The 25380-nt window shown below is 69.5% G+C and carries 21 protein-coding genes; 10 read left to right on the top strand and 11 right to left on the bottom strand.

Annotation, left to right across the window (positions count from 1 at the left end):
• Positions 1 to 43 precede the first annotated feature (43 nt).
• Positions 44 to 1411, top strand: a complete 1368-nt coding sequence (locus tag ACFVXG_RS19720; protein ID WP_387929155.1) for an L-serine ammonia-lyase — start codon at positions 44 to 46, stop codon at positions 1409 to 1411.
• Positions 1412 to 1583: 172 nt separating this feature from the next.
• Positions 1584 to 2393 (top strand): hypothetical protein, encoded by an 810-nt coding sequence (locus ACFVXG_RS19715; protein WP_387929153.1) that lies wholly within the window; start codon positions 1584 to 1586, stop codon positions 2391 to 2393.
• A 4-nt stretch (positions 2394 to 2397) separates the two neighbouring features.
• Here ACFVXG_RS19715 and ACFVXG_RS19710 read toward each other — a convergent pair whose 3' ends face one another.
• Positions 2398 to 3951 (bottom strand): MDR family MFS transporter, encoded by a 1554-nt coding sequence (locus ACFVXG_RS19710; RefSeq protein WP_387929152.1) that lies wholly within the window; start codon positions 3949 to 3951, stop codon positions 2398 to 2400.
• Between the two features lie 42 nt (positions 3952 to 3993).
• Positions 3994 to 4587, bottom strand: coding sequence for an NADPH-dependent FMN reductase (locus tag ACFVXG_RS19705; RefSeq protein WP_387929150.1), 594 nt, complete (start codon positions 4585 to 4587; stop codon positions 3994 to 3996).
• Positions 4588 to 4736: 149 nt separating this feature from the next.
• Between ACFVXG_RS19705 and ACFVXG_RS19700 the strand changes: the two genes are divergently transcribed.
• From ACFVXG_RS19700 to ACFVXG_RS19690, 3 genes are all read left to right on the top strand, one after another.
• Complete coding sequence (locus tag ACFVXG_RS19700; RefSeq protein WP_387929148.1) at positions 4737 to 5483, top strand: TetR/AcrR family transcriptional regulator; 747 nt, start codon at positions 4737 to 4739, stop codon at positions 5481 to 5483.
• Positions 5484 to 5701: 218 nt separating this feature from the next.
• The gene (locus ACFVXG_RS19695) at positions 5702 to 6127 is read left to right on the top strand and encodes a hypothetical protein (RefSeq protein WP_387929147.1); all 426 of its coding nucleotides are present in this window, start codon (positions 5702 to 5704) and stop codon (positions 6125 to 6127) included.
• Positions 6128 to 6219: 92 nt separating this feature from the next.
• The gene (locus tag ACFVXG_RS19690) at positions 6220 to 8946 is read left to right on the top strand and encodes a tetratricopeptide repeat protein (protein ID WP_387929145.1); all 2727 of its coding nucleotides are present in this window, start codon (positions 6220 to 6222) and stop codon (positions 8944 to 8946) included.
• A gap of 82 nt (positions 8947 to 9028) precedes the next feature.
• Here the strand turns inward: ACFVXG_RS19690 and ACFVXG_RS19685 are convergent, their stop codons facing one another.
• Positions 9029 to 9277 (bottom strand): nuclear transport factor 2 family protein, encoded by a 249-nt coding sequence (locus ACFVXG_RS19685; RefSeq protein ID WP_387929143.1) that lies wholly within the window; start codon positions 9275 to 9277, stop codon positions 9029 to 9031.
• Between the two features lie 260 nt (positions 9278 to 9537).
• Between ACFVXG_RS19685 and ACFVXG_RS19680 the strand changes: the two genes are divergently transcribed.
• On the top strand, positions 9538 to 9831 hold the full coding sequence (locus tag ACFVXG_RS19680; RefSeq protein WP_387929142.1) for a hypothetical protein: 294 nt from the start codon (positions 9538 to 9540) through the stop codon (positions 9829 to 9831).
• A gap of 64 nt (positions 9832 to 9895) precedes the next feature.
• On the opposite strand, the gene ACFVXG_RS19675 is transcribed toward ACFVXG_RS19680, so the two are convergent.
• The 3 genes from ACFVXG_RS19675 to ACFVXG_RS19665 form a co-directional block, all read right to left on the bottom strand.
• Complete coding sequence (locus ACFVXG_RS19675; RefSeq protein ID WP_387929140.1) at positions 9896 to 10834, bottom strand: DMT family transporter; 939 nt, start codon at positions 10832 to 10834, stop codon at positions 9896 to 9898.
• A gap of 240 nt (positions 10835 to 11074) precedes the next feature.
• The gene (locus ACFVXG_RS19670) at positions 11075 to 13042 is read right to left on the bottom strand and encodes an RICIN domain-containing protein (protein WP_387929138.1); all 1968 of its coding nucleotides are present in this window, start codon (positions 13040 to 13042) and stop codon (positions 11075 to 11077) included.
• Between the two features lie 332 nt (positions 13043 to 13374).
• Positions 13375 to 13830: an ATP-binding protein gene (locus ACFVXG_RS19665; RefSeq protein ID WP_387929136.1), complete on the bottom strand. Its 456-nt coding sequence runs from the start codon at positions 13828 to 13830 to the stop codon at positions 13375 to 13377.
• Between the two features lie 163 nt (positions 13831 to 13993).
• Here ACFVXG_RS19665 and ACFVXG_RS19660 point away from each other — a divergent pair, with 163 nt between their 5' ends.
• From ACFVXG_RS19660 to ACFVXG_RS19650, 3 genes are all read left to right on the top strand, one after another.
• Complete coding sequence (locus tag ACFVXG_RS19660) at positions 13994 to 14806, top strand: helix-turn-helix domain-containing protein (protein ID WP_387929134.1); 813 nt, start codon at positions 13994 to 13996, stop codon at positions 14804 to 14806.
• Positions 14803 to 14994: a DUF397 domain-containing protein gene (locus tag ACFVXG_RS19655; RefSeq protein WP_387929132.1), complete on the top strand. Its 192-nt coding sequence runs from the start codon at positions 14803 to 14805 to the stop codon at positions 14992 to 14994. The genes ACFVXG_RS19660 and ACFVXG_RS19655 overlap by 4 nt, the downstream gene beginning before the upstream one ends.
• 215 nt (positions 14995 to 15209) lie before the next feature.
• Positions 15210 to 16082, top strand: coding sequence for a hypothetical protein (locus ACFVXG_RS19650; RefSeq protein WP_387929130.1), 873 nt, complete (start codon positions 15210 to 15212; stop codon positions 16080 to 16082).
• 268 nt (positions 16083 to 16350) lie between these two features.
• Here the strand turns inward: ACFVXG_RS19650 and ACFVXG_RS19645 are convergent, their stop codons facing one another.
• The 4 genes from ACFVXG_RS19645 to ACFVXG_RS19630 form a co-directional block, all read right to left on the bottom strand.
• The gene (locus ACFVXG_RS19645; protein ID WP_387929129.1) at positions 16351 to 16767 is read right to left on the bottom strand and encodes an ATP-binding protein; all 417 of its coding nucleotides are present in this window, start codon (positions 16765 to 16767) and stop codon (positions 16351 to 16353) included.
• A 290-nt stretch (positions 16768 to 17057) separates the two neighbouring features.
• A complete protein-coding gene (locus tag ACFVXG_RS19640) occupies positions 17058 to 18299 on the bottom strand; it encodes an Ig-like domain-containing protein (RefSeq protein ID WP_387929127.1) in 1242 nt (413 codons plus the stop codon).
• A gap of 163 nt (positions 18300 to 18462) precedes the next feature.
• Complete coding sequence (locus ACFVXG_RS19635) at positions 18463 to 19719, bottom strand: Ig-like domain-containing protein (protein ID WP_387929125.1); 1257 nt, start codon at positions 19717 to 19719, stop codon at positions 18463 to 18465.
• A gap of 150 nt (positions 19720 to 19869) precedes the next feature.
• Positions 19870 to 21096: an Ig-like domain-containing protein gene (locus ACFVXG_RS19630; RefSeq protein ID WP_387929123.1), complete on the bottom strand. Its 1227-nt coding sequence runs from the start codon at positions 21094 to 21096 to the stop codon at positions 19870 to 19872.
• Between the two features lie 471 nt (positions 21097 to 21567).
• Between ACFVXG_RS19630 and glgX the strand changes: the two genes are divergently transcribed.
• Entirely contained in the window at positions 21568 to 23775 is a 2208-nt protein-coding gene (glgX, locus tag ACFVXG_RS19625) for a glycogen debranching protein GlgX (RefSeq protein ID WP_387929121.1), read from the top strand.
• Here the strand turns inward: glgX and ACFVXG_RS19620 are convergent.
• The gene (locus ACFVXG_RS19620) at positions 23768 to 25195 is read right to left on the bottom strand and encodes a family 2B encapsulin nanocompartment shell protein (RefSeq protein ID WP_387929119.1); all 1428 of its coding nucleotides are present in this window, start codon (positions 25193 to 25195) and stop codon (positions 23768 to 23770) included. The genes glgX and ACFVXG_RS19620 overlap by 8 nt on opposite strands.
• Between the last annotated feature and the right edge of the window lie 185 nt (positions 25196 to 25380).

The raw sequence follows: 25380 nt of genomic DNA, 5'->3' as shown, positions 1-25380 counted from the left end.
GCACCGCCCTGTCCTTCCACGAGACCAGACAAGGACGTCCCCCGTGGCCCTCAGCGTCTTCGACCTCTTCTCCATCGGCATCGGCCCGTCGAGCTCCCACACCGTCGGCCCGATGCGCGCCGCCCGGATGTTCGCCCGCCGCCTGCGCTCCGAAGGCCTGCTGGAGCAGGTGACCGGCGTGCGCGCCGAGCTGTACGGCTCGCTGGGCGCCACCGGCCACGGCCACGGCACCCCGAAGGCCGTCCTGCTGGGCCTGGAGAACAACTCGCCCCGCACCGTCGACGTCGACCAGGCGGACAAGGACGTCGAGCGGATCGCCGCCGAGAAGCGGATCAACCTGCTCGGCGAGCACCCCATCGACTTCGACCCCGACAGCCAGGTGATCCTGCACCGGCGCCGCTCGCTGCCGTACCACGCCAACGGCATGACCCTGTGGGCGTTCGCGGCGGACGGCTCGACGCTGCTGGAGAAGACCTACTACTCGGTCGGCGGCGGCTTCGTCGTGGACGAGGACGCGCTCGGCGCGGACCGGGTCAAGCCCGACGACACCGCGCTGAAGTACCCCTTCCGCACCGGCGACGAGCTGCTCCGGCTCAGCCGGGAGACCGGGCTGTCGATCTCCGGCCTGATGCTGGAGAACGAGAAGGCCTGGCGCAGCGAGGAGGAGATCCGCACCGGGCTGCTGGAGATCTGGTCCGTGATGCAGGAGTGCGTGCGGGCCGGCATGAGCCGCGAGGGCATCCTGCCGGGCGGGCTGAAGGTCCGCCGCCGGGCCGCCTCGGGCGCCCGGGCGCTGCGCGCCGAGGGGATCGGTCCGGCCAACGCGATGGAGTGGGTGACCCTCTACGCGATGGCGGTCAACGAGGAGAACGCCTCCGGTCGCCGGGTGGTCACCGCCCCGACCAACGGCGCGGCGGGCATCATCCCGGCCGTCCTGCACTACTACCTGAACTTCATCCCGGGTGCGGACGAGGACGGCATCGTCCGCTTCCTGCTCGCGGCCGGCGCCATCGGCATGCTCTTCAAGGAGAACGCCTCCATCTCCGGCGCCGAGGTCGGCTGCCAGGGCGAGGTCGGCTCCGCCTGCTCGATGGCCGCGGGCGGCCTCGCCGAGGTCCTCGGCGGCAGCCCCGAGCAGGTCGAGAACGCCGCCGAGATCGGCATCGAGCACAACCTCGGCCTCACCTGCGACCCGGTCGGCGGCCTGGTCCAGATCCCCTGCATCGAGCGCAACGGCATGGCGTCGGTCAAGGCCGTCACCGCGGCCCGGATGGCGCTGCGCGGTGACGGGCGCCACCACGTCTCGCTGGACAAGGCGATCAAGACGATGAAGGAGACCGGGGCCGACATGAAGATCAAGTACAAGGAGACCTCGCGCGGCGGCCTCGCCGTGAACGTCATCGAGTGCTGATCGCGGCGCGCTGACGAGCGGCCCCCGGGTGGATCGGATCCACCCGGGGGCCGCTCGCGTTTCAAAATCTCCCTGGCCGCTCCCCGGCCGGACTCCGTCCGCCCTCTGGTCGACGGAGGGCCCGCGGCGCCATAATCGCCGCGAGTCCGGCCCACGCCCGAGGGGGAGGCGGATGTCGTTCCAACCACCGGAGCCGTACCGACCACCGGCGGAGCAGCCGTACGGGCCGCCCCCTGGACAGCCGCCCCCGGGAGCGCCGCCGCCGCTCGGGGCCCGGCCGCCGTACGGGCCGCCGCCGCCTCCGGCGGGCCGGCCGGTCCACCGGGTGCTGCTCGCGGCGCTCGTCGGGGCGCTGGTGGGCGCGCTGGCGGGCGGCGGCTGGTACCTGGTGAGCCGGTTCGACGGGGGCGGGCGGTCGGCGGCCGGGGTCGGCGTCACGGCCCCGCCGAGCCGGAGCACCGACACCGTCATCCCGACCCCCGTGCCCCGGCCGACGCCCACGCCCACACCCACACCCACCGTCGTGACGCCCGTCCCGACCACCCCCGCCGGGCCGCTCCTGGTCCCGGTGGCGGACCCGGGCGGGTTCACCCTGCTCGTCCCGGACGGCTGGCAGCGGCGCACCAGGGACACCGTGGTGTTCTACGACTCCCCCGACCGCCTCAGCCTGATCGAGGTCTACGCGATGGGCACCGACCCGCCCTACCAGCAGGCCCTCGCCACCGAGGAAACCCTGGTCAACAACCCGGGCTACCGGCGGATCCGGCTGGAGCGGACCGCGGACGGCGGCGCCGAGCTGGAGTACTCGTACGACCTGGCCGGCGCCGGTGTCCGGCACGCCGTCGACCACATCCTGGTCGGGCCGGACGGCAACGCCTGGGCCGTCCTGGTGGCGGGCCCGGACCAGGACTGGCCGAGCCCGCTCGGCGATCTCCTGCGCTCGGAGCTCGCCACCTTCTGCCTGGCGGGCTCGTGCCCGTGAGACCTCAGGAGCTGGCTGCTGCCTGGGGCTCCGGGCTGCTCGCGCTCGGCGCGGGGCCGGGCGCCGGGGCGGGGTTCGGCCGGGCCAGGAAGGCGACCGCCGTCGCCGCCGCCGCCAGGCCGATGCTGCCGAACACCGCGCCGTGCAGCCCGCTGCTGACCGCCGTGCCGACGGCGTCCCGGACGGTCTGCGGCAGGCCGGCCAGCGAGGCCGGGGTGAGCCCCCCGCCGCTGGTCAGGTGGGCGGCGTCGGCCGGGCTCAGCCGCGCCTCCAGGGAGGCGGTCAGCCGCGCCGTGTAGACCGCGCCGAGGGCGGCCATCCCGAGTGAGCCGCCGAAGTTGCGCAGCAGGGTCACCACGCCCATCGCCGCGCCCATGTCCTCGCGCGGCACCGCGCCCATCGAGGTCAGCATGGTGCTCTGCATCAGCAGCCCGATGCCGATCCCGGCGACCGCCGTGAGCCCGGAGGCCAGCGCCACCGGCGTGTCCGTCCCCAGGAAGAGCAGCAGCACCGACCCGGCCAGGGCCAGCACCCCGCCGAGCACCGGGTAGCGGCGTTCGCCGCCGGGCCGGCCCATCAGCCGGGCGGTGATCAGCTGGGTGCCCATCATGCCGAGCATCAGCGGCAGCAGGAGCAGCCCGCCGGTGGTGGGCGACGCGCCCTGGACGAACTGCAGGTACTGCGGCAGGTAGCCGATCAGGGCGAGCATGACCGCGCCGGTGAGGAAGCCCAGCACCTGGGCCACCGAGAAGTTGCGGCTGCGGAACAGCGTGGGCGGGATCAACGGCCCCGGGACGCGCAGTTCGGTGAGGACGAAGGCGGCCAGCGCGACCACCGAGACCACGCCCGTGCCGAGGATCAGCGGCGAGGTCCAGGAGTACATCGTCCCGCCCCAGCTGCTGACCAGCGTGAGCCCGAGGATGCCGGTGGTCAGCAGGGCGACCCCGGCCCAGTCGAAGGGGGCGCGGACCCGCTCGGCCTTGGGGAGCCGCACCGCCACCGCGACCGCGGCCAGGGCGAACAGTCCGATCGGCAGGTTGATGTAGAAGGCCCAGCGCCAGCTGAGCCGGTCGGTGAGGAAGCCGCCGAGCAGCGGCCCGCCGACGAAGGCGATCGGCATCAGGATGCCGATCACCGACTGCACCCGGCCCCGGTCGGAGGCGGGCACCAGCACCCCGATCACCGAGAGCGCGCCGACCATCAGCCCGCCCGCGCCGACCCCCTGGACCGCCCGGAAGGCGATCAACTGGCTCATGTCCTGGGCCAGTCCGGACAGCACCGAGCCGAGCAGGAAGACCGCCACCGACCACTGGTAGGCGCCCTTGCGCCCGTACAGGTCACCCAGCCGGCCCCAGAGCGGGGTGGCGGCGGCGGAGGTGAGCAGGTAGGCGGTGACCGCCCAGGAGAGGTGCTCCAGTCCGCCGAGGTCGCCGACGATGGTCGGCAGCGCAGTGCCGATGATCTGCCCGTCCAGGGCCGAGAGGAAGATGCCGAGCATCAGTCCGAGCACGCCGAGCAGCGGCGGCTTGGGGCGGTCGTCGACCAGCGCGGTGGTCATGGCCGTTCTCCTTTCCGTTCCGTTTTTCCGTTCCGTTCGGGCTCAGGCCGTGAACGGGCGCGCCTGCCGGGCGTCCCGCAACGCCTGGGCCCACCAGACCAGTTGGTCGAGCATGGTCTTGGCGGCGGCGTCCGCGGCCGGGTCGCGCGGCTTGCCGTCGGCGTCGAAGGCCGCCGCGGCGCCGTGGAAGCTGACCGTGTTGCGGATCGTGACCGTGTTCAACTCGGCCATCACCACGCGCAGTTGCTCGACGGCCCGGAGGCCGCCGGAGAGGCCGCCGTAGGAGACGAAGCCGATCGGCTTGCCGTGCCACTGCTGGTTGTGCCAGTCGATGGCGTTCTTCAGCGAGGCCGGGAAGCTGTGGTTGTACTCGGGCGTGACGAACAGGAAGGCGTCGGCGGCCGCCAGCCGGGGCGTCACGGCGGAGAGCAACTCGATCTCCTCCGCCGGGAGTTCGCCGCCGAAGCCGGGCATGACGGTGGGCAGCGGGGTGGCGGCCAGGTCGACGAGGTCGGCGACCATGTCGTCGCGGGCGTCGAGGTGGCCGAGCAGCCAGTCGGCCACGACCGGGCCGAAACGGCCGGTACGGGTGCTGCCGATGACGACGGCGACCTGCAGCTCCTGCTTCGTGGACATGGGGGTCCCCCTTCGGGACGGGACGGCGCTGTGTACGCCGTATCGACTAGATACAACGTACACACTGGCGCGTACGTCGTCCACTGCTCGGATACGTCGTACACACGAGTGATACGGTGGGACCTCCTAGCCGGAAGGAGCCCGCCCACATGTCCACTCAGCAGGCACCCTGCGGGGACGAGGACCGCGACCGCCCCCAGGCCTCACTCTGGGAGCGACTCGACCGCCCGGCCCCCGCACCGCGCACCACCCTCACCCCGCACCGGATCGCCGAGGCCGCGGTCGCCATCGCCGACACCGAGGGCCTGGACGCCGTCACCATGCGCCGCCTCGCCACCGCCCTCGGCGTGGCCCCGATGGCCGCCTACCGGTACGTCTCCGGCAAGGACGAACTCATCGAACTGATGGCCGACTTCGTCTACGGCCAGCTCCCCCTGGACGCCCCCGCCGACGGCTGGCGCGCGGCCATGCGCTCACTCGCCGTCCACCTGCGCGCGATGAACCTCGCCCACCCCTGGATGGTCCGGGCGGCCACCCCGTTCGCCCTCACCCCCAACCAACTCGCCGTCCCGGAACGGTCCTTCGCCGCCCTCGCCGAACATGGCCTGGACGCCGACACCACCATGGCGATCTTCCGCACCATCGCCGGCTACGTCCACGGCTCGGTCGCCACCGAGGTCGCCCTGACCGTCCTGCGCCGCGACCGCGACTGGTCCGACGGCGACGAGACCCGCGCCGGCCTGGCCCCCCGGATGACCTACCTGATGGGCACCGGCCGCTACCCCGCCTACCAGCAGTACCTCCGGCAGGCCACCCGCAAGGACGACCCCGCCTGGCACTTCGAAACCGGCCTCGACTGCGTCCTCGACGGCATCGCCACCCACTTCGGCATCTGAGACTGCGCAGCAGCCAGTTGGCGGTCTCCTCTGGCGGCGTTCCTCAACTGAAGGCCCCTCCGGCCGTGGACCGACCAACGAGGTGCCTGTCAGGATCGCGCGCTCACCCCTCCTGAGATGACCTCAGGTCTAGAGTGCTCCGAAGTGCTCGTTCCCCCCAACGTCTGCGGGCAGAATGGGCGTGAGCATCCCGCCGACGTCACCGCCAAGGAGACCGCATGGAAGATGAGTTGGCCCTGTTCGTCCAGACCGCGGGGACCACCCTAGTCGCTCTAATGGCCACCGATGCCTTCCAGCGCACCAAAGATGGCGTGCTCGGGATGTGGCGCCGTGTTCGCCCCGGTGAGAGCGAAGCGGTCGGCGAGCAGATGGATGCGACGCGAGCCGCCTTGCTGCACGCGCAGACGGATGGCAACGAAGACCGTGCGCAGGAACTCTCGAACTGGTGGCAGGAACGCCTGTCCTTGCTGTTCGACGCCGACCCAAGCACAGCCGAGACGCTCCGCAAGGCCCTAGCCCACGGGGCTTCCCACCCGATCAGTCAGGATGCTCCACGGATCGGACGTATCCAACTACGGGCCCGGGGCCAAGGTCATGCTCGCATTTTCCAGGCTGGTCGGGATCAGCACATCGTCGACGGCTGAATTACAGGCCGACGCCACGGAAGCACGATTCAGCACTGGACGTTCATACATCAGGCCCAGACAGGTCTCTCCATGGCAGATCGGAGCACAATTTGCTGCCCCGCAACAGTGACATCATCCACCACGTCAGACTGCGGGCGAAAGCCACGGATTCCAGCCGCGTCTACCAGGCAGTGGGAGATCAGGTAGTAGTTGAGGTCGGCGTCGCCAATATCTACACAAGCGCGGAACCGCCTCACGGATTTTCCCCCGTCTCAGTCTCGCCACCGAACCTACGCCCGCGCCTCCTTCACGGCCGCAGCACAGAATTGCAGGAGGCGGGTGCTGAAAATATTCAGCACCTCATGGGAGAAATCACTATCCTGCATGGAATGGGCGGCATCGGAAAGACTGCGTTGGCCCTGACCGTTGCCTCGGCGGTCCGCCGAAATGGAGTGCGTGTCTTTTGGGTCCAGGCAGCTGCGGCTGACAGCATCCGCTCGGCCATGCATCAGATCGCCGTACAGCTTGGCTGTCTCGAATCCCAGGCGCACGAGGCGAGAGCAGGCCATCTGAACGTTGTGGATCTCGCCTGGGAGGCGCTCCACGCAAGCGAGAAACCGTGGCTTCTGGTCTTCGATAGCGCCGATGATCCAAGCAAAATCGAGCAGGAACTCGGAGCGGGCTGGCTGGAGGCATCGGATTCAGGAGCCGTTCTGATCACCACTCGTCACGGGAGTGCTGATCTGTGGCCACCCGCCGCTAAGACAGTGAAGATCAACCCATTGACCCCTACGGCCGGCACGGAGATGCTACTCGATCTGAGCGGGATCCGGGATCCTCAGCCAGCCGACCGTGACGCCGCCAACGTCCTCTCCCAGCGGCTGGGCGGCATTCCACTCGCCTTATACCTGGCCGGACGCACCATTTCTCACCCAGCCTCCCCTTTGCGAAGCTTCAAATCATTCCACGAAGCCTTGGACCAGGATTTTGGAAATGTGGTCGACCGTGCTACCAGCACTTCGATTCGCCCATGCACGGAGGCCGATGCCCGAGAACTTGTTATGCGGACCTGGGAAGTTTCGCTGGATTCCCTAGAACAGCAAGGAATCCCACATGTGAGGTCAATCATGCGGGTTCTTTCGTGTTGGGCTGCCCGTTCTGTACCCACGGTGCTTCTATCACCAAAGATCCTTGGCCGGACCTTCGGATGCGAGGAGGCAGCCTGGAACGATCTCACCGTGGAGCGAGCACTTGGAGCACTCCACTCCGTTGGACTGATCGACATCAATGACGATAGGGCCGCTACCACCCCGATCGAGGGGAACACGTTCTATCACTGGGCGAGCGGTGGCCCGAAACAGCGGTGCGTCCTTGTGCATCCACTTGTCGCCGAAGTCAATGCGGCAAACTTGGACCGCTCACCCGAGCGGGCTAAAGCATGGGCAGCAGCGACTCGATGTCTCGGAGCGCTTCGAGGCCAGTGGGACACGGGCGGTGCAGCCCGCTGGCAGCTGGCAATTCCTCACCTGACATCCCTGGCAGATCGCCTCCCCGCCTCCTGTATCGATTTGTTCGAGACAATCGTCCAAATTCGAGGATATTTGAGCAGATATCTGAGAATGTCAGGGCAGTATGAAACAGGGTACACATCGGCCCTGCACCTGCGTGCCAGAATGGATGCATTCCAGCCCGATGAAAAGGTTCGCTTCCTCATCGAGTACGACTGTGCAGAATGGGCCTGGCACATGTCACACCTCGAAGAGGCGCACGCCCTGGCGACAGAGGCCTGCCGCCTGGCAGAGAACATGGGGGAACCAGCCAGGTTCCAGGCTCTGATGGCTCGCGAGCTGGCCATCGCAATTCATTCCGAACTCGGCTTCTTGGAGTCCGGTGAGCAGATGGCACGAGCGCTGTGCCGCGAGCTAGTTGAAGATCCAGAATTCCTACACCTAAGCCTGCAAGCGCACCACCACTTGGCGACCATCCTGAGAGAATCCGGCCGCCTCGCCGAAGCTGAAGAGAATTCTCGCAAAGCCATCCGACTTGCCGAAGAATCACACATTCCTCCCTTTACGCTGGCCATCATCCGCCATGAACTCGGAGTCATCCTATGGCATCGGGGACACTTGGATCAGGCTATTCATCTCCTCAGTGACGTCCTGCGACTGCAGCGATCAATTTTGCCCCCATGGCACCCGTCGGTTCTGGTCACACGCTACGACATCGCATCAATCCTTGGGATTCAAGGAAAACTGATGCGCGCACTCATCGACTTCATGGACATTTACCTCACCGAGGTCGACTTGCTATCCAAGGGTCACCACAATACCTTGCAAACTCGACATCAGGTAGGCCAGATTCTGGTAGAGATGGGGGAACTCGATCAAGCCGAGGCTATTCTTCGTGAAGTCGATGAAGGATATCGTGCCCAAGGCCTTCAGGAGCGCTCGTCCGACGTCCTTTCAACGCGACATGAAATCGTCCATATCAAGGCTCAACGAGGTCAGCATGCGGAAGCCCACCAAGATTGGCTGAATATCCTCAAGGTAGAACAAGATCGCTTGGGGGCAGACCACCCCTCGACACTCAGAACCCACTACAACTGGGCAATCAGCTGGGCAACCCGAGGACTTCCAGACGTGGCTCGATCTGAGATGCGAAAGGTCCTTACGGCACGCCGCCGAACACTCGGTCCAAACCACTTCGAAACCGCACAAGCTGCACGGATGCTCGACGATCTCGCTCGCCTGGACCCCAATGGGTGGCGCTTCGGCGGCCCAGGAAGGAGAAACCTCCCGCGGAATCGCAAGGAGCGCCGCCGCGGCGGATTTTCCTGATCAAATTCTCCGATCCACACAGGCGCCTGGCCGATCGTCGTCCAATTCCTCGACATCACCTTCTGCCGAATCTGATCGAGCCTCAGCCCTGTCCCTCCACCTCCCGGATCTCCCGTGGCCGGGCCTCGCTCGCGCCCCACGCGGCCCGGTACCCGGCCCGGACCTCCTCCCGCCCCCGGTAGCACTCGGGCATCCCCGGGAACAGGAACGGGAACGCGTGCACCCCGTCCTCGGCGTACAGCCCGGCCAGCGCGTCCGCGTCCAGATCGAGCATCGCCCGCCGGTACCGGACGAGCAGCTCCGACGGACCGGGCGTGGTGGGTTCCGGCATGGCTTCAGGCCCCTTCGTCAACGGGCGGGAAGCCAAGACCCTTGCACGGCAATCCACTTGGCCCCCGCCGGATCACTCGATCACCCCACCCTACCCACCCCTGGCGCACCAGAAGTCGGCCGGGCCGACTTCCGGCTCCTTCGTACGTATACGAGTCACCCGCTCGGCACGCGGGGATTGCGGATGCTCCGGCGGGAGGAGAGCTTGAGCCCGGGGCGGCCCCGCCCCTTGCTCGACCATCCGACACCCAAGGAGTCATCGTGCGACGTCTCGCGACCGTGCTCGGCACCCTCGCCACCGCAGGGGTCATGGCCCTCGCCCTGCCCAACACCGCCTTCGCGGCCCGTGGAGAGCTGATCTTCGCCCCTGGCAAGGTCATCACCAACCCGAGCGGCTGCTACAACGCACCGATCTTTCCGCTCATCCTGGAGAACAGAACCAACGAGTACGCCCTCGTGTACTCCGGCCCGAACTGCAGCGGAGACGTCATCGCAACCGTTCCTCCCGGTGGCCGCACGACCCAGGAGTTCGGCTCCAGCGTGTTCATCCCCTGACGGCGGCCCTGTTCACCCGCTGCACGGGAAGTCGGCCGGGCCGACTTCCCGCGCAGCGGGGCGGCTACCGCCTGCGGGGCAGGGTGAGGACCGCCAGGCCGGCGGCCAGGACTGCGAGGCCGCACCAGGATGCCGCCGGGAGGCGCTCGTCCAGGGCGGCCACACCGAGGACGGCGGCGACGGCCGGTTCGGCGAGGGTCAGGGTGGTGGCGGTCTGGGCCGAGGTGTGCCGCAGGCCGTGGCCGAAGAGGCGGTACGCGAGGAAGGTGGTGACCACCCCGAGGTGCAGGACGACGCCCGCCCCGCGCGGCGAGAGCAGCCACCCCACCGGCCCCAGCGCGAGCACCGGCAGCACCAGCACCGCCGCCCCGCCGAACATCGCGCCCATCACCCCGGCGGACGGCCGCCCGGCCGCGATCAGCCGCCCGGCGATCAGCGAGTACACCGCGTACGAGAGCCCGGAGAGCGCCGCCAGCAGCACCCCGAGGAGGTCCACCGCCCGCCCGCCCCCGGCGAGTTCGGGCCCGAGCACCAGCACCCCGCAGCCGAGCACGGCCAGCGCCGTGGCCCCGGCCCAGCGCCCGCCCGGCCGCCCCTGCCGGGTGAGCCACCCCAGCAGCCCGGTGAACACCGGCGCGCTGCCGAGCGCGATCACCGTGGAGACGGCGACCCCGGTGCGGGGCACCGCCGGGTAGAAGGTCAGCGGGTACCCGACCACGGCCACGGCCCCGACCACCAGCAGCCACCGCTCACGCACCCCGCACACCCGGGGCAGCGACCAGGCGGTGCGGTCGGTGAGGAACAGCAGCAGCCCGCCGAGCACCAGCGCGGCGGCCCCGATCGAGGTCGCCGGGGCGCCGCCGGGCGCCAGTGAGCTGGCCGTCCCGGTGGTGCCCCACAGCAGGGCGGAGGCGAGGATCGGCAGCGGCCCGGTACCAGGACGGGCCGGGCGGGCAGCGGGGGTGGAACGAGCGCGCGCGGGCGCGGACAAACGATTCGGCACAGTCGTGAACTTCCGTCGTCGAAGACCGTCGAGGGGACTGGTTTCCGAGAACGGGCGCGCGCCGCGAACCCCGGACGGGGCTGCGGGGATCAAGTCACCGGAGCGGGCGCCCGATCAGGCGCGGAGCGGTGGCAACGCGACGTGCCAGTAAGTGTTCACGCCCCCTATGCTACCGGGGCCGGACACGGCACCGCACGGGAAGTCGGCCGGGCCGACTTCCCGTGCGGCGGCAGCGAGCGATCAGAGGAGCTGGAAGGTCCACTCCTGCTGCCAGCCCGACTTGCAGGTCCACACGCCGAGCTGCTTGAAGTCGGCGTCGTGGGCGAGACAGTTGTCGTCGTCGATCTGGATCCGGTACTTCCCGTCGCCGACGCTCTTGAACTGCCACTTCTGGTTGGAGGTGTCGCCCCAGGCCTGCTGCTCGGCGACATAGGTGTCGGGGTTCTCGGTGAGGTTGTACCCGAGGTCGTTGATGATCCGGTAGCGGTCGCCGCCCAGCGGCTTGATCGTCCAGCGGGACCCCTTGTACCCCAGGAACCCGGCCACGATCGGCGAACCCCAGCTGGCGGTCTCGGTGGGCGCCGACGCGCCCAGCCCGTTGGCGAGCTTCAGGAACAGCGGCCGCTCGGTCGGGACACTGACACTGCCACCGCCGGTACCACCACCGCCGGTACCGCCACCGGTGCCGGGCTTGGGCTTGGTCGGCGTGGTCCCGCCGCCGGAGTAGCCCTCCAGCACCCACTCCTGCTGCCAGCCCGACTTGCACGTCCACACGCCGAGCTGCTTGAAGTCGGCGTCGTGGGCCAGGCAGTCGTCCTCGGAGATCCGGATCTGGTACTTGCCGTTGCCGACCGGGACGAGCTGCCACTTCTGCCGGTCGGCGTTGCTCCACGGCTGGAGCTCGGCCATGTAGTTGCTGTTCTCGGTGAGCTCCAGCCCGTACGAGCTGGTGATCCGGTAGCGACCGTCGCCCACCGAGGTGATCTTCCACTTGGACTCGGTGCCACCCCGGATGCCGGGGACGACCGACGCGCCGGCCGAACCGCTGACCGGGACGGCGCCCAGCCCGTTGTCGAGCTTGAGGGTCACATCGGCGCCATTGGCGGGCGTGGTCGGGGTGGTGGTCGGCGGGGTGCCGCCCCAGGCCCAGTTCTGGTTGGGCGCGTCCCGCTTGTCCTCGGAGCCGCAGCCCCAGGCCACCACCGGGCTGCCGTTGCCGGTCTGCGAGTTGAAGTCGTCGATGCAGACGTCCTTGGACCGGTCCTCCTGGTCCACCAGGTGCCGAAAGCCGCCGCTGGCGGACATGTTCCAGCGCTGCCCGGGGTTGTCCAGGCAGTCCCAGACCTGGAGCTTGGTCCCGGGCGTGGTGTTGTTGGCCGGCAGGTCCAGGCACTTGCCGTTGGCGAGCTGGAGCCGGTACCCGTTGTAGGTCCAGCGCTGCGCGTCGCCGCCGTTGCACTCCCACATCTGCACGGGGGTGCCGTTCGCGGTGCCGTTGCCGCTGACGTCCAGGCAGGCGTGGTGGTCGCGGCTGACGTCGGGGGTCAGGCTGCCGGTCCTGGTGCCGTAGCCCGAGCGCCCGGGGAAGTGGATGCTGCGCACGTCGCCGTCGCACTTGTACGGCCGCGCGGTGCCCGACCGGCAGGTCCAGGAGTCCTTCTTGACGCTGTCGCCGTCGTTGCCGACGAACGCCCAGTTCATGAAGCCGCCGTCGGTGCGGTTGCGGAAGGTCGAGTCGCCCTGGAAGACCCAGATCCGGAAGACGTCGTAGCCGGAGGGGTCCTTCTTGTCCTTGTCCAGGAAATGGTTGAGCTTGTACGTGGTGTCGAGCAGCACGCCCTTCATGTCGGCCTTGTACTCACCCTTGAACCACTCGGTGTCGTACAGGTCGGTGCCCACCGTCTTGTACACCATGACGTTGAACCCAGGGAACTTCTGGCTCAACTTCGTCGCGGTGCTCTGGGTGAACTCCGCATTGTCCAGCTTGTTGCTGTTCGCGGCGGCCCGCATGCCCCGGATCATGTCGAAGGCCGAATTGATCAGCGCCGTCATGCAGTTGCCGCCGCCCACGGAGGCCGGGGTTCCGCAGGTCGTGTCCACGGGGGGCGCCGCCGACGCCGTCGGGGCCTGACCGGCGAGGCCGCCGGAAACGGCGACTGCGGCGAGCCCGCAGGCCAGGGCTCGTTTCAGGCGGGACAGGGATTGCACGTCAAGACCATCCTTCTTCTCGGTAAAGCCGGATGGTATGGCCCGAAATCCCGTCGCAGCGCCGCCGTTGACGATATCCATATGGCCCGGACGGGAATTCCCGGAGATTTTTTACGCGCCACCCCGGAAGTGCCAGACGGTTATCACGAATTGATATCTTCCGGGCGCCGTGTGGGCGCCAAAACTGTTGGGGCCTGCACAGGAAGTCGGCCTCGCCGACTTCCTGTGCAGGGCGCGAGCGGACGCCACGTCCGCCGCGAAGTCCTCATCCGGTCCAAGCCGCCGGAGAACGTCGTTGAGCGCGGCACCGTTTCCCATAGGCGTCGGCCCGATCACCGCGATGCGACGAGATCGCCCGAGGCAGGGCCGGCAGGCGAGGGGAGGGCGAGTTCGAACCATACGGATTTGCCGATGTAGCGCTCGCCGCGTAGCTCGGCGCCCCAGGAGGTGGCGAGGGCGGCGACGAGTTCGAGGCCCCGGCCGGACTCGTCCTCGGGAGCGGCGTGCCGGGGCACGGGCAGGGTGGGGCTCGCGTCGGAAACCTCGACGCGGAGGAGGGTGGGGGTGGGGAGGAGCAGGCGGACACCGATCAGGCGGTCGCGCGGGCCGCGGGCGTGGTGGCAGGCGTTGGTGACGAGCTCACTGAGGAGGAGCAGGGCGGTCTCGGCGGACTCGACGTCGATCTCCCACTCGAAGGCCTGCCGAAGGAGCCTGATCCGGGCACGGCTCGCACTGCGGGGGTGGCGGGGGAGCGTCCACTCGACGGCGTCGCCAGGCTGAGTGATCATCAGAATCCTTGGGGGGGTGTACGGACGGCGTCACTCGCAAGGGCTGAGTTCGGCCATTTCACCCTTCAAGGGTCGGCAGACGGGCATAGCCTCGGCAGTAACACCGCATGTACAGCGACAGCTTGAACCGCCCTGTGACCAGGGCAGGGAGGGGCGCCGGGCGATGAGCACGCCGAAGGAGAACCCGATGTCCTGGAAGTACTGCGGCGATCAGCTCAAGCGGTGGCGCACTCGCGCGGGCGTGAGCCGGGAGAAGCTGGCCCAGGCGGCCTGCTACGACATCGAGAGCGTGCGGTCGATGGAGGCGGGGAGAAGGAGGCCGTCGCTCAAACTGCTGCAGGCTGCCGATGAGTTGTGCGACGCGAAGGGGATGCTGGTAGCAGCGACGGACTTCCTGCTGCCAGAGAAGTTTCCGCCCTACTTGCAGGGCTACACGGACGCTGAAGCCGACGCCATCGCGATCCACACATACGAGGCCCTGCTCATCCCTGGACTGCTCCAGACCGAGGAGTACGCCCGAGAGTTGATCAGCCACGCCTGCCCGCCGCTGGACAACGAAACGATCGAAGCTCGCGTCGCAGGCCGAATGCAACGCCAGGAGAAGCTGACGAACTCACCGACGGTGCTGTTCGGCTTCGTGATCTACGAAGCCGCGCTACGCGCAAAGGTGGGTAGTTCAAGCCTCATGAAGAAGCAGCTCTCGCACATCGTCGAGATGAACAGTCTGCGAAACGTCGCCATCCAGGTGCTCCCCGCGAACCGTGCGGCATACTCGGCCCTCACCGGCCCTATCGTCCTGCTGGAGACGGCCGACCATGAGCAACTGGCGTACGTGGAAGGGCACCGAACGGGCGTGCTGCACGCCGATCCGGACAGGGTCAACGTGATCACGCAGCGGCATGGCATGATCCGCATGCAGGCCCTCAGCACCGAGGAGTCCGTACAGTTCATCGGGAAAGTCTCGGAGGAGCTATGACCGCTGGAACCGAGTGGTTCAAGTCCAGCTACAGCAACGACGACGGCGGGAACTGCGTCGAGGTGGCCCCCTCCCCCTCCGCCGTCCACGTCCGGGACTCCAAGGACAAGGCCGGCCCTGTCCTCACCTTCTCCCCCGAGGCGTGGGCCGCCTTCATCGCCGAAGCTCAAGCCGCCGACGCCGAGTGACCCCTTAGTCGAATGGGTGGGTAACCACCTTCCAACCACCCCTGCACGCAGCACATATGACTAATCGTCACGACTTCACCACACCCCGTCGCGCCGTGTAGCGTGCCCACTAACGAAACAACCCCCGACCGGTGCTACCAACACCGAACGGGGGTCTGACCACCTCGATCGACTGACTAGGACTCGATCCTGTGGCTACCCACGACTCTACCGCCATGGCCTCCCCCGGATACGGCAAGCAGACCGCCCCGGGGGAACTCCCCCGGGCCGCTGACGACTTCGGGCACCTCCCGGCCCGCGAGGCGTACCTCGCCAGCCTGATCAGCCACCTCCCCGACGGCGCCGCGATGGACGTCAAGACCCTCGCCGTCATCAACCCCCTCTTCGGGCAGATGGCCGTCCGCACCGCCCTCAACAACCTCTCCACCGCAGGTCACCTGCGTCGCGTCCGCGAGCGCGTGAACGCCGACCGTCCGCAGTGGGTGTTCCGCACCTACTTCTCCCGGACGCCCCGCTCCGACGCCTGGTGGAACCACTTCATCGCCACCGGTGAGCCGCCGCAGGCACCCCAACCCCCCGAGGCGTCAACGGATTCGGCACCCGATCCCCCGGAAGAGCGCCGCCCCACCGCCTCCCCCGCTTACGCCGCCCTCGCCGGCCTCGGCATCGCGGACGCCCGTCTCCCGCTCTCCGCCGCCGACTGCGCGGCTCTCGAACCGCTCGCCGCCGAGTGGTTCGCCCGGGGCGCCACCCCGGCCCTCTTCACGGCCGCCCTCACCGCAGGCCTCCCGCCGGACGGCATCCACAGCCCGGCGGCCTTCACCCGCCGCCGCCTGCTCGACAAGCTGCCACCGGAACGCCCCACAGCCCCGCCCACGCCGGCCACCCCGCCCGTCACCGCCCGCATCGCCGAGTGCACCGACTGCCGCACCCCGTGCCGCCCGCACGCCCTCCTCGGCGGCCTCTGCCGCACCTGCCGCGGCACCCCCACAGCCCCGCCGCCGCCACACCGGCGCCTCTCCCCGGCCGCCGTTCGCGCACATGCCGCCCGCGTCCGCCAAGCAGTGATCACATCATCACGATCGTGAATATTCACAGGCCGGAGCGTGAACCTATGCAAAATCCCAAGGTGAACTAGGTTACAAACCTTGCAATCCAAGACGCCCGGTTTGCCCACATGCTGAGATCCGTGCAATAGTCAAGACATCGAGAACTTCGGCGGGCCCGACCTGGCACTGCCGACGCCCATCGCGCGACACGCACCCCCTTGGCCGCGCGATGACCTGCACGGGCCCCCACCGCCGACCACGGCGATACCGGGGGCCCTGCGCGTATCCGCGGCCGGAACCAGCCGCCTCAGCCCCGCTCGCGGACCTTCAGCTCGAACCAGACGCCCTTGCCCCGCGGCAGCAGGTCCGCACCCCACCGGTCCGCCAGGTCGTCGACGATCTTCAACCCGCGACCGCGCTCGTTCACCGGCCGGGGCTCGGCCAGGATCATGCAGGGCAGCGCCCTCGACGAGTCGCGGACCTCGATCCGCAGCCACCCGGGCTTGCGGCTGACGTGCAGTCCGATGGTGCGCCCGGCGGCGTGCCGCACCGCGTTGGCCACCAGCTCGCTGGTGAGCAACTCACCGGCCTCCAGGTGCTGGTGGAGCTCCCAGGACTCCAGGACGTTCAGGACCAGCCGACGGGCCACCGGGCCCGACTCCGGCCGGGACGGCAGCCGCACCTCGTTCGGCGCGGACTGGTCGCACAGTCTGCCGGAGTACATCTCCTGAAGTTCCGCGGAACTGAGCCGCTCCAACGCCGAGAGCGCACCCTGAACGTCGATCCACGACGCCTCCGCGACCCTGCCGGCCGCGGGAACCGATGACTGATCTGTTTCGCCCCAACCCGCCATGCGGTCCATCATTGCGGAACGCAAGCGGCCGCGTACGGACAATGAGCAAACGATCTCCCCCGAGTCGGCATATGCCCGGTGCAAGCCTGCGCCCGAAAAGCGTCAACCCGGGCCGACCGAAGTCAAGCCCGGGTTGACAGCGAACCGCCCCTACCTGGGGGTTACCACTGGCTCCACGGCAGGTTCCAGCCGCTCAGCCCGTTCGCCGGGTCGAGCGTCTCCTTCTTGACGGAGTTCTTCACGGTCACGACGTCCCCGACCAGCGTGCTCGCGTAGAACTTGCCCATCGAGCTGGACTCGCTGCCGCCCTTGACGTCCTTCAGGCCCACGCAGCCGTGGCTGACGTTGTCCTCGCCGAAGGCGGAGCCGCTCCAGTAGTTGCCGTGCACGTACGTCCCGCTGGTGGTCAGCCGGATCGAGTGCGGCACCATCAGGTCGTACGGCGAGCCGGTCATGCCGGGCAGGGTGCTGGACTGCATCCGCACCGTGTCCTCCTTGGCCATGACCACCATGGTGCCGTTCCAGGTGGGGTGTGCGTCCGACCCGGAGGTGATGTCGATGTCGCTCGACTGCCCGTCCCGGACCACCGTCATCTTGTGCGCGGCGGCGTCAACCGTCGAGACCTGCGATCGCCCGATCGTGAAGGGCTCGTCCCGGTCCGTGCCGTACACCCCGGGGGCGATCTCCACGCTCTTGAGGTGGTAGTGCACGGTCACCTTGGTGCCCGGCTTCCAGTAGTTCTCCGGACGGAAGTCCAGCCGACGGTCGTCGAACCAGTGACCCTTGACCACGGTGCCGTCGCTGGCCTCGAACACGATGCCCTTCAGCACCGCGTCCTTGTTCTTGACGTCCTTGCTGAAGTCCACCGAGACGATCATGCCGACGCCGTAGGTGGCGTCGTTGTCCACGTTGTCGGAGGCCTTGGCGAGCGCCGCCGGGGTCAGCGTGGTGAAGCTGCTGTCCGCCTCGGCGACCGCGCCGTTGGCGTCCGCCGCCATCGCGCTGACCTGGTAGGCGGTGCCCACCGAGAGCCCTGCGGACGGGGTCCAGCTGGAGCCGTCCGCGGCGATCGTGCCGGGGACCTCCTTGCCGGTCTTGTCGCTCACCTTGACGGTGGTCAGCTTGCCGCCCGTCGCACCGATCTTGAGCGCGCCCGGGGCGACGTCCACCGAGCCGCTCTTCGGCTCGATGCTCACCGCGGCCGTGGACACCTTCGGCGCCGAACCCGCCGCACTCGCCGAACCGCCCGGCGCCGCGGACGCGGAAGCGCCCGCACCGGCCCCCAGATCGGCCTTGGCGGCACCGCTCCCGCTGCCACCCCCGCTGCCACCGCTGCACGCGGCGGTCAACGCCATCGCCCCGCCGACCAGACCGACGGCCACCACCCTGCGTATCGACTTCAAAGCCGATTCCCTCCCTTGCTCCCCGCGGTCACGACGGACCCGACCCATAGATGTGCCGAGCCATCGGAAAGGTTGCGCCATTCGAGGGGCTTTCTGCCCCGAAAACCGAGCGGCCCGACCACCCCAACGGGTGAGTCCGGGCCGCCCGTACAGAACTCCGGGCCTACCAGTTGGCCCAGCCGATGTTCCAGCCGCCCAGCCCGTTGGAGGGCGAGACGGTCTTCTCCTTGCTGTTCACGACCTTCACCACGTCGCCGACCATCGAGTCGTTGTAGAACTTGCCGGCCACCGAGGAGTCGCTGCCGCCCTGCATGTCCTGCATCGAGATGCAGCCGTGGCTGCCGTTGAGGTTGCCGAACGGCATGCCCTTGTACCAGTAGTTGCCGTGCACGAAGGTGCCGGTGGTGGTCAGCCGCATCGCGTGCGGCACGTCCGGGATGTTGTACTCGCCGCCCAGATTGACGGTGCGCGAGTCCATGTGGGTGACCTTCTCCTTGGACATCACCACCATGACCCCGCTCCAGGACGGCGTCGCGTCCGCGCCCATGGTGACCGGCAGGACGGTGCTCTTGCCGTCCCGCTCGACCGTCATCTTGTGGGTCTTGGCGTCGGCGGTCGAGACCATCGACCGGCCGATGGTGAACGGTTCGTCCTTGTCCACGTCGCCGTAGACGCCCGGCGCCACCTCGACGCTCTTCAGCCGGTACTTGACGGTCACCTTGGTGCCCGGCTTCCAGTAGTTCTCCGGGCGGAAGTCCACCCGGCGGTCGTCGAACCAGTGACCCTTGACCACGGTGCCGTCACTGGCCTCGACGGTGATGCCCTTCAGCACCGCGTCCTTGTTCTTGACGTCCTTGCTGAAGTCCACCGAAACGATCATGCCGACGCCGTAGGTGGCACCGTCGGCGATGTTGTCGTTGGTGGAGATCTTCTTCGCCGGCGTCAGCGTGGTGAACGAGGTGGTCGACGCGGCCACCAGCCCGGCGTCGTCCTTCGCCTGCGCGTTCACCTTGTACGTCATGCCGACGGCGAGCGCCGCCGCGGGCTTCCAGCCGGTGCCGTCCGGGGCGATCGCGCCCTCGACCGGCTTGCCGTTCTTGTCGGTCACCTCGACCGCGGTCAGCTTGCCCTTGGAGACGGAGACCTGGAGCGCGTTCGGCGCGACGTCCTGGGCGCCGTCCTTCGCCGACACCGAGAGCACGGCCGCCGAGGTCTTCGGCGCGGCGTCGCCGCCGCCCGGAGCGGCCGTCCCGTTCGCGTCCGCCGACGCCGGCGCCGTCGCCGCCGCGTCACCCGAACTGCTGCCCTTGTCGTCGTTGCACGCCGCGGTGAGCAGCAGCACGCTGCCCATGACCAGTGCCATCGCACCCCTGCGCCCGCCGGTGCGTATCGCGGCGCCGACCGTCTTCCCCGTCTTCACGGAATCTCCCCTCGCGGTACTCACTCACTTGACGCGATGGGCGTCCCGAAGAGTTGCACCGGGTCCCGATCTTTCGCGTCGGGCCCGACGCGCCGGAGCAGGATAGCCGGGCCCCCCGAGCGACTCTCCGGGGGGCCACGGGAACCCGCCCTACCGCAGCGCGCTCCCCGCCACCCACTGGTCCCACGGCACGTTCCAGCCGTTCAACCCGTTCGACGGCGGCACGAAGTCCCCGGCCGAGGCCCGCACCTCCAGCACGTCCCCCGGGATGGTGTGCTCGAACAGCCACCCCGCCGGGGTGTCCTTGCCCGTGCCGCCCTTGGTGTCGGCCAGGCCGATGCAGCCGTGGCTGGTGTTGGCGGTGCCGAACACCCCCGGGTCGGCCCAGTAGTTGCCGTGCAGGAAGGTGCCCGAGGTGGTCAGCCGCATCGCGTGCGGGACGTCCTTGATGTCGTACTCGTCGCCCATCCCGACGGTCTGCGAGTTCATCCGGGTCAACTTGTACTTCTCCGACACCACCATCACCCCCCGGTAGGTGGAGTGCTCGGGACTGCCCCCGGAAACCTTGAGCACCTTCACCACCTTGCCGCCTGCCCCGGCCCGGACGGTCAGCGTATGCGCGTCCAGGTCCACGGTGGACACCTGCGCCCGGCCCACCGTGAAGTGCCGGTCCCGGTTCTGGCTCCCGAACTCCCCCGGCGCGCCCTGCACGTCCTTGAGCCGCAGCGCCACCGTCACCTTGGTGCCGGCCGCCCAGTACTGCTGCGGGCGGACGTCCAGCCGCTGGTTGCCGAACCAGTGCGCGGCCACCGGCACCGGCGGATCCGCGGTCACCCGCACGGCCCGCTCCACCGCCGCCCGGTCGCCGATCGGACGACTGAACCGCAACGAGACCGGCATCCCCACCCCCACCGTGGCCCCGTCCTCCGGCGTGAAGAACGCCACGAAGGTGTGCGCCCGGGCCACCGTCGAGAACTCCGAGTGCTGGGCCGCCCGCTGCCCCTGGTCGTCCTCCGCGACCGAGTCCAACGTGAAGGCCGTCCCCAACGGCAACGCCCCCTCCGGCGACCACGAGGCCCCGTCCGCACCGATCACCCCCGGCAGCTCCACCCCCTTCGCATCCGCCAACCGCACGGACACCAGACGCCCCTGACTCACACTCACCCGCACCGGCCCCTCCGGCGCCACATCCTGCGCCCCGTCCGCCGGCAACGCCGCCAACACCGCCCGCGACGGCGCCGGAGGCGGCGTCCGCACCCCACCCCCCACCGCATCCCCCGCCGGCACCCCCACCGACCCCCCACACCCACTCACCACGGCCAGACAGCACACCCCCGCCGCCACCCGCCGCGCCCACACCCCAACTCGGCGCCGCATCCCGGGGCCTCCCACTGTTCACGTCCGACGCCTGGAACACCGGACTCCGGGCACAACGACCCCGCACCACCCCGGGATACGCCCCTACCACCCCCACCACAGGAACCACCCCACCCTCCGTCGGCGCGCGGGCAACGCACGCGCGCCCACCACCCACCTCCTCCCCCACCCGACCAAGGCGAGAGGGACGCGCTGCGGGAGGGGGCGGTGGAGGGGGTGGCTGCGGAGAGGGGCGTAACGGGTGATTTTCAGACCGCCAACGGCGCCCAACAACTCCCCCACAGAGTCGGCGGTCGGAAAATCATCCAGCCCCCGGAGCGGCCACCCCCGGAACCGCCCCCGGCGTCACCCACCCTCCCGAGAGCCCCCCGAAGCCCCCAGCCCCGCGCAGCGGCCTGCTTCCCCGTCCCACATTCCGGGAAAGAAAAGGTGAACGGGGCCCGGGACCCCCCGTTCAGGGAGGGTACGACCATGGCCTCACGTCAGGAGCCGGAAGCCGAGGCACGGCCGGGCAGCTGGCAACCCCTGGGCGCCCGCTTCCGCCCGACCGGCCCAAGCGCCGCAGGTACAGGCACAAGCACAGGCGAAGGAACCAACTTCGCCCTATGGGCCCCCGGCGCCGAAGCCGTCGACCTGTGCCTGTTCGACGAGGACGGAACCGAGCACCGCCACCGCCTCCCCGAGCAGGACCTCCAGGTCTGGCACGGCTTCCTCCCCGGCGTCCGCCCCGGCGCCCGCTACGGCTTCCGGGTGCACGGCCGCTGGGACCCGTGGACGGGCGCCCGCTGGAACCCCGCGAAGCTGCTGCTCGACCCGTACGCCCGCGCCGTCGACGGCTGCTACACCTCCCACGACGCGGCCTGCTCCGCCGTCCGCAACTGGCCGGAGGCCGACGTCGCCGACACCGTCCGCGACAACCGCGACTCCGCCCCGTACGTACCCAGATCCGTGGTCGTCCACGATGACGACGACTGGTACGACGACCACCGCCCGAAGACCCCCTGGGCCGAGACGGTCCTCTACGAACTCCACGTCCGCGGCTTCACCATGTGCCACCCCGACATCCCCCCGCACCTGCGCGGCACCTACGCCGGCCTGGCCCACCCCGCCGCGATCGCCCACCTCACCCGCCTCGGCGTGACGGCCGTCGAGCTGCTGCCGGTGCACCAGTACGCCAGCGAGGACCACCTCCAGGCCCGCGGCCTGGTCAACTACTGGGGCTACAACACGGTCGGCTACTTCGCCCCGCACGCCGGCTACTCGGCCTCGGGCTCCCGCGGCGGCCAGGTCGGCGAGTTCAAGCGGATGGTCCGCGCCCTGCACGCCGCCGGGATCGAGGTGATCCTGGACGTGGTGTTCAACCACACCGCCGAGGGCGCCGAACTCGGCCCCGCACTCTCGCTCCGCGGCATCGACAACGCCGCCTACTACCGCCTGTCCCCGCACCGCCCGCGCGGCTACGCCGACTACACCGGCTGCGGCAACACCCTGGACACCCGCCACCCGCAGGTGATCCGGCTGATCACCGACTCGCTGCGCTACTGGGTCTCCGAGATGGGCGTGGACGGCTTCCGCTTCGACCTCGCGGCCGCCCTGACCCGGGCGAGCGACGCCGTCGACATGGAGCACCCGTTCCTCGCCGCGGTCTCCCAGGACCCCCTGCTCAGCCGGGTGAAGCTGATCGCCGAACCGTGGGACGTCGGCCCGGGCGGCTACCAGGTCGGCGCCTTCCCCCCGCTGTGGGCCGAGTGGAACGACAAGTACCGCGACACCGTACGGGACTTCTGGCGCGGCGCCCGCCCGGACGTGCGCGAGCTCGGCTACCGGCTGGCCGGTTCCTCGGACCTCTACCAGCGCGGCGGCCGCCGCCCGTACGCCTCGGTCAACTACGTGACGGCGCACGACGGTTTCACCCTGCGCGACCTGGTGTCCTACGACCGCAAGCACAACGAGGCCAACGGCGAGGCCAACCGGGACGGCACGGACGACAACCGCTCCTGGAACCACGGCACCGAGGGCGAGACCACCGACCCGGAGGTGAACGCCCTGCGGCTGCGCCAACTGCGCAACCTGACGGCCACCTTGCTGCTCTCCGCAGGCGTCCCGATGATCACCGCCGGGGACGAGCTGGGCCGCACCCAGGGCGGCAACAACAACGCCTACTGCCAGGACGGCGAGGTCAGTTGGCTGGACTGGTCGCTGCTGGACGACCCGCGCTGGCGGGGGCTGTGCGAACTGACCGCCCGGCTGGTCCGGCTGCGCCGGGCCCATCCGGTGCTGCGCCGGCGGGCGTTCTTCTCCGGCCGGGCCGCCGTCCCCGGCGGGCAGCCGGACCTCGCCTGGTTCACCCCGCTCGGCAAGGAGATGACCGAGGCGGACTGGTTCGGCCCCACGGCCTGCCTCGGCATGCTGCTGTCCGGCACCGCGATGTCCGAACGGGACGACGCCGGGCTCCCGTTGGCCGACGACAGCTTCCTGCTGCTGCTCAACTCGGGCCACGAACCGGTCGCGTTCACCCTGCCCGGCGAACCCTGGGCCGCACCGGAGGCCGCCTACGAGACGGTGCTGGACACCGCCGCCGCGGGCACGGGCGAGCCGTACCCGCGGGGCGCGGTGGTGCTGGGCGCGCGCTCACTGCAACTGCTGCGCGCCCCCACCCGGGCCTCCCAGGTCAGCTGAACGGGTTGCTGACCTCGACGTTCTCCAGGACGCCGAGCGCGTCCGGCACCAGCACCGCCGCCGAGAAGTAGGCGCTCACCAGGTAGGAGGAGACCGCCTGCTCGTTGATCCCCATGAAGCGGACGTTCAGGCCCGGCTCGACCTCGTCCGGGATGCCGACCTGGGTGAGGCCGACCACGCCCTGGTTGTCCTCGCCGACCCGCATCGCGATGAACGAGGTGGTCTGGTTGTCCGCCACCGGGATCTTGCCGCAGCTGAAGATCGGCACCCCGCGCCAGACCGGCCGCTGCTTGCCGAGGACGTCGACCGTGCCCGGGTAGACGCCGCGCTTGTTGCACTCCCGCTCGAAGGCGGCGATGGCCCGCGGGTGGGCGAACAGGTAGTCGGTGTCGCGGCGCATGGCGAGCAGCTCGTCCAGGTCGTCCGGGGTGGGCGCGCCGGAGTGGGTCTGGATCCGCTGGTCGAAGTCGGCGTTGCTGAGCAGCCCGAACTCCGGGTTGTTGATGAGCTCGTGCTCCTGCCGCTCGCGCAGCGCCTCGATGGTCAGCCGCAGCTGCTCCTCGGTCTGGTTCATCGGCTGGTTGTAGAGGTCGGCGACCCGGGTGTGCACCTTGAGGACGGTCTGCGCGACGCTCAGCTCGAACTCGCGCGGCTCCAGCTCGTAGTCCACGAAGGCGCCGGGCAGGTCGTACTCGCCCTGGTGGCCGGCCGAGAGGTCGATCTCCGCCTCGCCGTGGGCGTTCTGCGCCTGGGCTGCGTCGGTGGCGAAGCCCAGCAGCTGCTCGCGCAGCGTCGCGGAGCGGTCGATCAGGTCCTGGAGCCCGGCCGCGTCCAGCGCCATGGCGACGCCGGCGGTGGCGGCCTTCACGGTGTACGACCAGGTGCCGCCGGGCTCGGTGATCACCTCGTCGCCGACGTGGTCGCCGTCCGCGAGGGTGCCGAGCACGGTCTCCTCGCCGTACTTGCCGGTGCCGATCCGGTCGACCTTGCCGTGGGCGATCAGGAACACCTCGGCGATCGGCGTCCCCTCCTGCACCAGGACGTCACCCGGCCCGAAGTCCCGCTGCACGAAGCGGCGGGCCAGCTCGGCCAGCACCTCCTCGTCCTCGAATCCGCGCAGCGCCGGCACCTCGGTCAGCGAGGGCGCGATCACCGTCACCGTGGAACCGGTCTTGGCGAAGGCCACCCGGCCCCGCCCGGTGGCGTAGCTGAGGCGACGGTTGACCCGGTACGTACCCGCGCTGACCTGCACCCAGGGCAGCATCTTGAGCAGCCAGCGGGAGGTGATCTCCTGCATCTGCGGCTTCGACTTGGTGGTCGTCGCCAGGTTGCGGGCGGCGGTGGTGCTGAGGCTGAGCTGGGCCCTCACCCGCACGGTTGCGGAGCCGGGGCCGGGCGTGGGCTCGGTGTCGACCGTCATGTCCACACTCCTGTCACTCGCTTGTCAATGAGCATCCGTCAGGAGATGTAATCGGCCGTTCGGCAGGCGCCCGCAAGAGGCGCGCGGCGCACTCCTCCCTGCACGAACGGCAGCGCACGCCCCGCAGCGCGCCCGCGCCCCGCCCTTACGGGTGGCCGGTTCTCGGCGGCCGTCACTGACAGGGG

The organism is Kitasatospora sp. NPDC058162, assembly GCF_042884005.1.
GTDB lineage: Bacteria > Actinomycetota > Actinomycetes > Streptomycetales > Streptomycetaceae > Kitasatospora.
This window is presented reverse-complemented; position numbering and strand designations above follow the sequence as displayed.